Origin of the sequence: Nocardia sp. NPDC050408 (assembly GCF_044458905.1) — a bacterium.
In the GTDB taxonomy this organism is placed as follows: Bacteria; Actinomycetota; Actinomycetes; order Mycobacteriales; family Mycobacteriaceae; genus Nocardia.
Genome location: NZ_JBITIL010000002.1, coordinates 942776 through 949822, shown reverse-complemented (window position 1 = coordinate 949822; position 7047 = coordinate 942776). Strand labels below are relative to the sequence as shown.

Here is a 7047-nt window from a genome sequence, read left to right as displayed (position 1 = left end):
GCCTGACCACTCATACGCTGTGCCTTTTGGGCGTATGTGTGGGGCCCTGCGTGGTTATGCTTCGCTGCCGTCTCCGGGCCTGACCACTCATACGCTGTGCCTTTTGGGCGTATGACTGGGGCCCTGCGTGGTTACGCTTCGCTGCCGTCTCCGGGCCTGACCACTCATACGCTGTGCCTTTTGGGCGTATGTGTGGGGCCCTGCGTGGTTATGCTTCGCTGCCGTCTCCGGGCCTGACCACTCATACGCCGAGCAGACCCGCCAGGTTGCCGCCCATGATCTTGGCCTGATCCTCGACCGGCAGATGGGTGAGCATGTCGGCGAAGTGCGTGGGCTGGGCCAGGCCTTCGGGGTGCGGGTAGTCGGATCCGAACAGCACCCGATCCACGCCGATGAGATCGATCAGGTCGCTCACTCCCTCCTCGTAGAAGGGACTGACGAAGATCTGGTTTTTGATGGTTTCGATCGGGTTCTGCATGCCGAAGCCTTCGGGCGCCTTCTTGAAGGTTTCGGACAGTTTGTTCATGAGCGGGCCCAGCCAGGCGGCGCCGCTTTCGATGATGGCTACCTTCAGATCCGGATGCCGCAGCAGCGCACCGTGGCACAGCAGTGAGGTCACGGCGTCCTCCACGGGCCGCCATTCGTTGACCATGCTGAATGCATTGGTGACGAAGGGCAGCATCTCGGCGTTGGCACCGTCCCATTCCTGGGTGTAGCGGGCGTAGCCGCTGTCGGAGGTGTGCATGGTCACCGCGACGCCCAGCTCGACCACCCGCTTCCAGAACGGATCGAATTCCGGCAGCGCGAAGGAGCGCGGACCGCGGAAGCCCGGCACCGGAGCGGGGCGGATCAGAATGGCCTTGGCGCCGTGCTCGACCACCCACTCCAGTTCCCTGATGGCCTCCTCGACGATCGGCAGGGTGATCACCGGAACCGCGAAGATCCGGTCCTTGTAGTTGAACGACCAGGTCTCGTGCATCCACTGGTTGAGTGCGTGCACGATGGCGTGGATGGCTTCCGGATCATCGCGCAGGCGCTCCTCCACCAGGCTGGCCAGGGTAGGGAACATCAAGCTCCGGTCGACCTTCAGCTCGTCCATGAGCGCCAGGCGCGGCCCGGGCTCACGGAAGGCGTCGATGGCCTTCATCGGCTCGCCGAAGATCTCGCGGCGGCTCTTGCCCTCCGGGTTGCCGTTCTTGAAGTAGTCCTCCATGGCGCCCGGACGCGCAACCACCGAGAAGGTGGGATTGGGGATGTACTGGCTGATCTGCCCCCGTACCGCGATCTTGGTCCGGCCGTTGACCTCGACGTACTGGATGATGCCCTCGTACCGCTTGGGTAGGTGGCGAGTCAGTGCTTCCTTGGTCTCGTACAGGTGGTTGTCCGCGTCGAACAGCGGATACGGCAGCGGAGTTTGTGCCGACATGAAATCCTCCTTCGCTATTTGCGAGAATCTTATTCTCATTCTCGGTCGGTGGCAATCGGTCGTGGGACGGTCGCCGCAGGGTCGGCTTGGTCGCGCGATACGGAAGGTCGACGTAGAACACATTTCCCGAATCAGTGACCTTAATTCTCTAAATATGGGAAGCTGCCTTCCCAGCGGCGAGAGCGCCAGATCCGGTGGGGCGCCGCTCGATGTAGAACAAGGACTCGGCCTCGACCGATCTCGGATCGGTGCGGCGGTGGCGTCCGTAGAGGAGGAAACGTGAAATCGCAGCGAATACTCGTTGCTCTGCTGGCAGCCACGCTGCTGGCGGCCGGCTGTAGTCGTGGTGGTGAAGAAGTCGAGGGCACCAACACCACCAGCTCGACTGCGTCGGGCGACTTCGGTGATCTGAAGAATGTCTGCCAGGGCGGCAAGCCATCGAGTTCGCCCGCGCAGGGCGTGACCGCGGGCGAGCTCGAGGTCGGTGTCTTCAGTGACGTCGGGTTCACCAAGAACACCGAATTCGTCGATGCGGCAAACGTTTTCACCTCCTGGTGCAATGCCGCCGGCGGTATCGGCGGGCGCAAGCTGGTGGCCACCGTGCGTGATGCGAAGCTCAGGGAAGTCCGCCAGCGGATGATCGAGGCCTGCCGCGAGGACTTCGCGCTGGTCGGTGGCGGCGCCGCGCTGGATTCGCTCGGCACCGAGGATCGGTTGAAGTGCCTGCTGCCGGACTTTCCGGCGCAGGTAGTCGACGTCAAGAACACCGGGTCCGACCTGCAGGCTTCCGGGTCCGGGGCGTCGGCATCTCGCCCGTACAACCCCTACACCGGCTACCACCAGTGGCTGATCACCACCTATCCGGCCTCCGCCGGTGCGGTCGGCATCATCACCGGCGATTCGCCGTCGACCAAGGTGATGGTGCCCAAATTCCAGGAATCGATGACCGCGATGAACGCGTCGGTCGTCTACAACGAGCTCTATCCGGCCACCGGCGTCGCGGACTGGACACCGTACGCGCAGTCGATCAAGAGCAAGGGCGTCAAAGGACTGCTCTTCCTCGGCGATTTCCGCAGCCTGGCCAAGCTGGAGGATGTGCTGACCGGGATGGATTACAAGCTGGACTGGATTGACGCCAACAGCAACGCCTACAACTCGCAGTTCCTGGAGCTGGGCGGCAAATCCCTTGCGGGACAGAACAATTTCGCCGATCTGGCCGGCATCGCGCCGGTCGAGGCGGGCGCGACGGTACCGACCGTCAAGCTGGTGAAGGACCTGTTCGCCAAGTACGCCCCCGGTAAGGATGTCACCTACCCGGTACTGCGTGCGTTCTCCGCGTGGCTGCTTTTCGCCAAATCGGCGGCGGGCTGCGGTGACCAGTTGACCCGCAAGTGCGTGTACGACGCCGCAACCAAGGAGACGGTGTGGACCGCGGGCGGTCTGCAGGCACCAGCGGATGTGCGGTCGACCGGGGGAGCACTGCCGAAGTGCTACAACATCGTGCAGGCAACACCGCAGGGCTGGCGGCAGCCCGCGGAATTCAAGCCCGATAACGGCCCGTACCGCTGCGATATGAACGCCTACGTGTACAAGAACGACTACGGCAAGGGTCTGACCCTCGCCGACGTCGGACTCAGCATCAACGACTTCAAGTAGCGGAGTCGTTCGGCAATGGAGCAATTCCTCGCCTTCGGCATCGTCGGGCTGAGCACCGCGGCGATCTACGCGATCATCGGCAGCGGCCTGGTGCTCACCTACACCACCACCGGCGTATTCAATTTCGCGCACGGTGCGGCGGGCATGGTGTCGGCGTTCGTGTACTGGCAGTTGCATATCGGCTGGGGTGTGCCGGCGCCGCTGGCGATCGCCGCGGTACTGCTGGTATTCGCGCCGCTGTTCGGCCTGGTCTTCGCGTGGGCGTTGGCCCCGACCCAGGGCCTCGGTGACGCGGAGAAGTTGGTGATGACCATTGCCCTACTGAGTGGTCTGATCCTGCTCGCCCAATGGGTGTGGGACCCCAACACGGCCCGCACCCTGCCGAAGTTCTTCGACGAACAGCGACCGCTGCACTTCGGCGTCGTCACCGTCACCTGGCATCAGGCATTGACGATGGTGGTCGCGATCGCGGTGGCCTTTGGCCTGCGGATCCTGTTGTACCGCACCAGGACCGGGGCCGAGATGCGGGCCACGGTCGACGATCGTGCGCTCGTCGGTTTGACCGGCGCCGACCCGCGGCGGGCGAACCGAGTGGCGTGGATTCTGGGCATCGAGTTGGCGGCGATCGGCGGCATTCTGGTGGCGCCGACCGTCGCGCTCGATGCCCCCCAGCTGTCGCTGCTGATCGTCAGCGCCTACACCGCGGCGATCTTCGGTCGGTTGCGCAGCCTGCCGATGACCTTCCTCGGTGCGATTGTGGTCGGCTGTCTGGAGAGCTACCTCACCGGCTATCTGCCGCAGAACGAATATTTGCCGGGCCTGCGGCTGGCCGCGCCCGCGCTGTTGTTGTTCATCGCGCTGCTGCTGTTCCCGCACGGACGGCTGCGCGGGCGCGATCGGCGGCTCAGTCCGGTTCCGCTGCCGACGATTTCGGGATCGGCCGCCTTCGCGGCGGTGGTCGTGGCGCTGGGCGTGGTGCTGGCCACCGTGCTCGGTGAGGCCGATCTGATCACCTACGGGCAGATCTTCGCTTTCGGCGTGATCGGATTGTCGTTCGTGCCATTGGCCGGATACGCCGGGCAGATCTCGCTGTGCCAACTCAGCATCGCCGGAGTCGGGGCGGTCATCTATGCCCAGTACGGCGCGGACGGGCAATGGTGGGCATTGCTGCTGGCAATGGCGGTCGCGGGTGCGGTGGGTGCGGTGATCGCATTGCCCGCGCTGCGGCTGTCCGGGGTCTACCTGGCTCTGGCGACGGTGGCCTTCTCCGTCGTCCTGGACCGGTGGGTCTTCACCTTGCCGACCGTGCACATATTCGGCGTGAAGATCACCTTCTTCGAACAGGGTTCGCTGAATCTGGTCGGGCCACGACTGTTCGGCTGGCATCTCGACAGCACCGCCCAGGTGACCGTATTCGCGGCGGTATGCCTCGCGATGGCGAGCTTCGCGATTGCGATGTTGCGGCGCAGCCGGTTCGGGCGGCGATTGATCGCGATGCGTGACAGTGAGGCCGCCTACGCGACCCTCGGTGGCAATCTGTTGATGGCGAAGGTGCTGGTGTTCGCGCTCTCGGCGGCGATCGCCGGACTCGGCGGTGCGCTGTACGGCATGCAGTTGCGTGCGGTCACCTCCGATCACTTCAACCTGGTGTCCGGATTGCCGATCTTCCTGATCGTGGTGATCGCCGGTCTCGGCGCGGTCGGCAGTGGCTTCTTCGCCGGTGTCGCGTATGCCGGGCCGCTGCTGGTGATTCCGGTGCTGTGGCCATCGCTGTTGAACCTGTCGCAGGTGTTGCCGTCGCTCGGCGGTATCGCCTTCGCGGGCGGCATGCTCGGTCAGGGTGCGATTGCCACCATGCGGGAGGAATGGCTGCCGATGTTCCGCGATCGCGTGGTGGGGCCGGTGGTGCTGGTCGCCTCGGTGCTGCTGTGGGTGCTTCGAGTTGCTGATGTGATCACCGGCTGGCATTTCTTCTTCGGCCTGGTGCTCATGGTGATCGGTGCCCGCGTCTGGATCGCGCGGCAGCAGCGCGTGGCCGCCGAACCCGAAGTGCCGCTCGAATGGTGGGGGATTCGGCGACCATGGCGCACACAGGACGAGGAGGTGTTGGGCCGTGCCACCGCTGCTGCGAGTTGAGGATGTGAGCGTCATCTTCGGGGGCCACCGCGCGCTCGATGGCGCCGGGTTGGTGGCCGAAGCCGGTCGGGTCACCGGCTTGATCGGGCCGAACGGTGCAGGCAAGAGCACATTCTTCGATGTGATCTGCGGTCTGCGTAAACCGGCCTCGGGGAGCGTGCTCATCAATGGGCGCGATGTCACCCGACTCGGCACGGCCCGTCGTGCTCGGCTCGGGATGGCTCGCACCTTCCAGCGTCTGGAATTGTTCGGCCGGTTGAGTGTTCGTGACAATCTGCTGGTCGCCGCGGAACTCGGTCCGCAGCGTCGGCACGGCGCCCGGGTCGTCGACGAGATCATCGAACGGTTGGATCTGCGCGAAGTCGCCGACAGCAGTGCCGATGCGCTACCAACGGGAACTGGCCGATTGATCGAGGTGGGCCGGGCGCTGGCCGCGCGACCCGAGCTCATCCTGCTCGATGAACCCGCCGCCGGTCAGGACCGAAGCGAGACCGAACGATTCGCGGCGCTACTGCGTTCGCTGGCCGCCGACGGCACGGCGGTGCTGCTGGTCGAACACGATATGGGCTTGGTCATGAATGTCTGTGACGAGGTCTATGTGCTCGACCTCGGCAAGGTCATCGCCGCCGGACCACCCGAGGTGATCCGGCGCGACGAAACCGTGCTCGCGGCCTATCTGGGGGCGGCATGACTGTGGACAGCATCGAAACAGCCACGGCGACAACCGATCTTGCCGCCGCCCCACTATTGGAACTGCGCGAGGTGCGCGCGGCCTATGACGCGATCACGGTGCTGCACGGTATCGATCTGAGCGTCGTCGCGGGTCAGGTGGTCGCTCTGCTCGGGCCGAACGGCGCGGGCAAGACCACCACCCTGCAGGTCGCCGCCGGTGTCCATCCGGTCGCCTCCGGCCAACTGCGGTTGGGTGGACGGGATATGACCGGTGCCCACCCGCGCGACCTGGCCAGGGCCGGGGTCTGCCTGATCCCGGAGGGGCGCGGTGTCTTTCCCAACCTGTCGGTGCGCGACAACCTGCTGATGATGACCTTCACGGGCCGCTCCCGTGAGGAGATCCAGGAGATCGCCTTCACCCGATTCCCGATTCTCGGGAAGCGGGCCGATCAGACGGCGGGCACCATGTCCGGCGGTGAACAGCAGATGCTCGCGCTGGCCCGCGGCCTGGCCACCGATCCGGCGGTACTCATGCTCGACGAGTTGTCGATGGGGTTGGCGCCGCTGGTGGTCGGCCAGCTCTACGAGCAGGTCGCTGAAATCGCCCGGCAGGGCGTGGCCGTCCTGGTCGTCGAGCAGTTCGCCGCGGCGGTGCTGGATATCGCCGACCACGCGGCCGTGCTGGTGCGCGGTCGCATCGAAAAACATGGCCACCCCGACAGCGGTATCCGCGACGAATTGGCGGCCCTCTACTTAGGAAGTTCCGAATGACCGAAACACGCGCGGACCGATTCGTCCGCGAACTCAGTGAAGCCAAGATTCCCGATCCCGCTGCCGGGCGGGCCGTGCTGTGGCTGCGCGCCGGCGTGACCCTGATGGTGCTCGGCCTGGTGCTGGCCGTGCTGGCCTACTTCATGTCGCACGGTACCAAAGACCCACTGGCGCAACGCGATGCGATAACCCTCGCAATCGGCGGCGTGGCCGCGAGCGTGGTGGGATCGGCGCTGTTCCTACGGTATTCGCTGACCGGATTCTTGCGCTTCTGGCTGGCCAGACAGTCCTACGATCTCGCCCAGCTGGGGGACCGGTTGAACGGAAAGGCGATCACCCACGACGGTGCCGCCGCTCCCTAGTGTGGCGGCAGCGGTCCGTGGTGC

General features: G+C 65.1%; 6 protein-coding genes. 5 read left to right on the top strand and 1 reads right to left on the bottom strand.

Annotated elements, in window-relative coordinates:
- Window positions 1-241: 241 nt before the first annotated feature.
- Entirely contained in the window at window positions 242-1426 is a 1185-nt protein-coding gene (locus ACIBJI_RS09140; protein ID WP_364342734.1) for an amidohydrolase family protein, read from the bottom strand.
- A gap of 279 nt (window positions 1427-1705) precedes the next feature.
- Here ACIBJI_RS09140 and ACIBJI_RS09135 point away from each other — a divergent pair, with 279 nt between their 5' ends.
- The 5 genes from ACIBJI_RS09135 to ACIBJI_RS09115 are packed head-to-tail and all read left to right on the top strand — an operon-like array spanning window position 1706 to window position 7023.
- Window positions 1706-3082, top strand: coding sequence for an ABC transporter substrate-binding protein (locus tag ACIBJI_RS09135; RefSeq protein WP_397083619.1), 1377 nt, complete (start codon window positions 1706-1708; stop codon window positions 3080-3082).
- Between the two features lie 15 nt (window positions 3083-3097).
- Window positions 3098-5218, top strand: a complete 2121-nt coding sequence (locus ACIBJI_RS09130; protein ID WP_397083616.1) for an ABC transporter permease — start codon at window positions 3098-3100, stop codon at window positions 5216-5218.
- Entirely contained in the window at window positions 5196-5909 is a 714-nt protein-coding gene (locus tag ACIBJI_RS09125) for an ABC transporter ATP-binding protein (RefSeq protein ID WP_397083614.1), read from the top strand. Before ACIBJI_RS09130 ends, ACIBJI_RS09125 begins: the two co-directional genes overlap by 23 nt.
- The gene (locus tag ACIBJI_RS09120) at window positions 5906-6661 is read left to right on the top strand and encodes an ABC transporter ATP-binding protein (protein ID WP_396958135.1); all 756 of its coding nucleotides are present in this window, start codon (window positions 5906-5908) and stop codon (window positions 6659-6661) included. The genes ACIBJI_RS09125 and ACIBJI_RS09120 overlap by 4 nt, the downstream gene beginning before the upstream one ends.
- Window positions 6658-7023, top strand: a complete 366-nt coding sequence (locus ACIBJI_RS09115) for a hypothetical protein (RefSeq protein ID WP_364342722.1) — start codon at window positions 6658-6660, stop codon at window positions 7021-7023. Before ACIBJI_RS09120 ends, ACIBJI_RS09115 begins: the two co-directional genes overlap by 4 nt.
- The last annotated feature ends 24 nt before the right edge of the window (window positions 7024-7047 follow it).

Coding starts and splice junctions, on each gene's coding strand:
- ACIBJI_RS09140 (WP_364342734.1), bottom strand. CDS start 1,426: ATGTCGGCACAAACTCCGCTGCCGTATCCGCTGTTCGACGCGGACAAC.
- ACIBJI_RS09130 (WP_397083616.1), top strand. CDS start 3,098: ATGGAGCAATTCCTCGCCTTCGGCATCGTCGGGCTGAGCACCGCGGCG.
- ACIBJI_RS09120 (WP_396958135.1), top strand. CDS start 5,906: ATGACTGTGGACAGCATCGAAACAGCCACGGCGACAACCGATCTTGCC.
- ACIBJI_RS09115 (WP_364342722.1), top strand. CDS start 6,658: ATGACCGAAACACGCGCGGACCGATTCGTCCGCGAACTCAGTGAAGCC.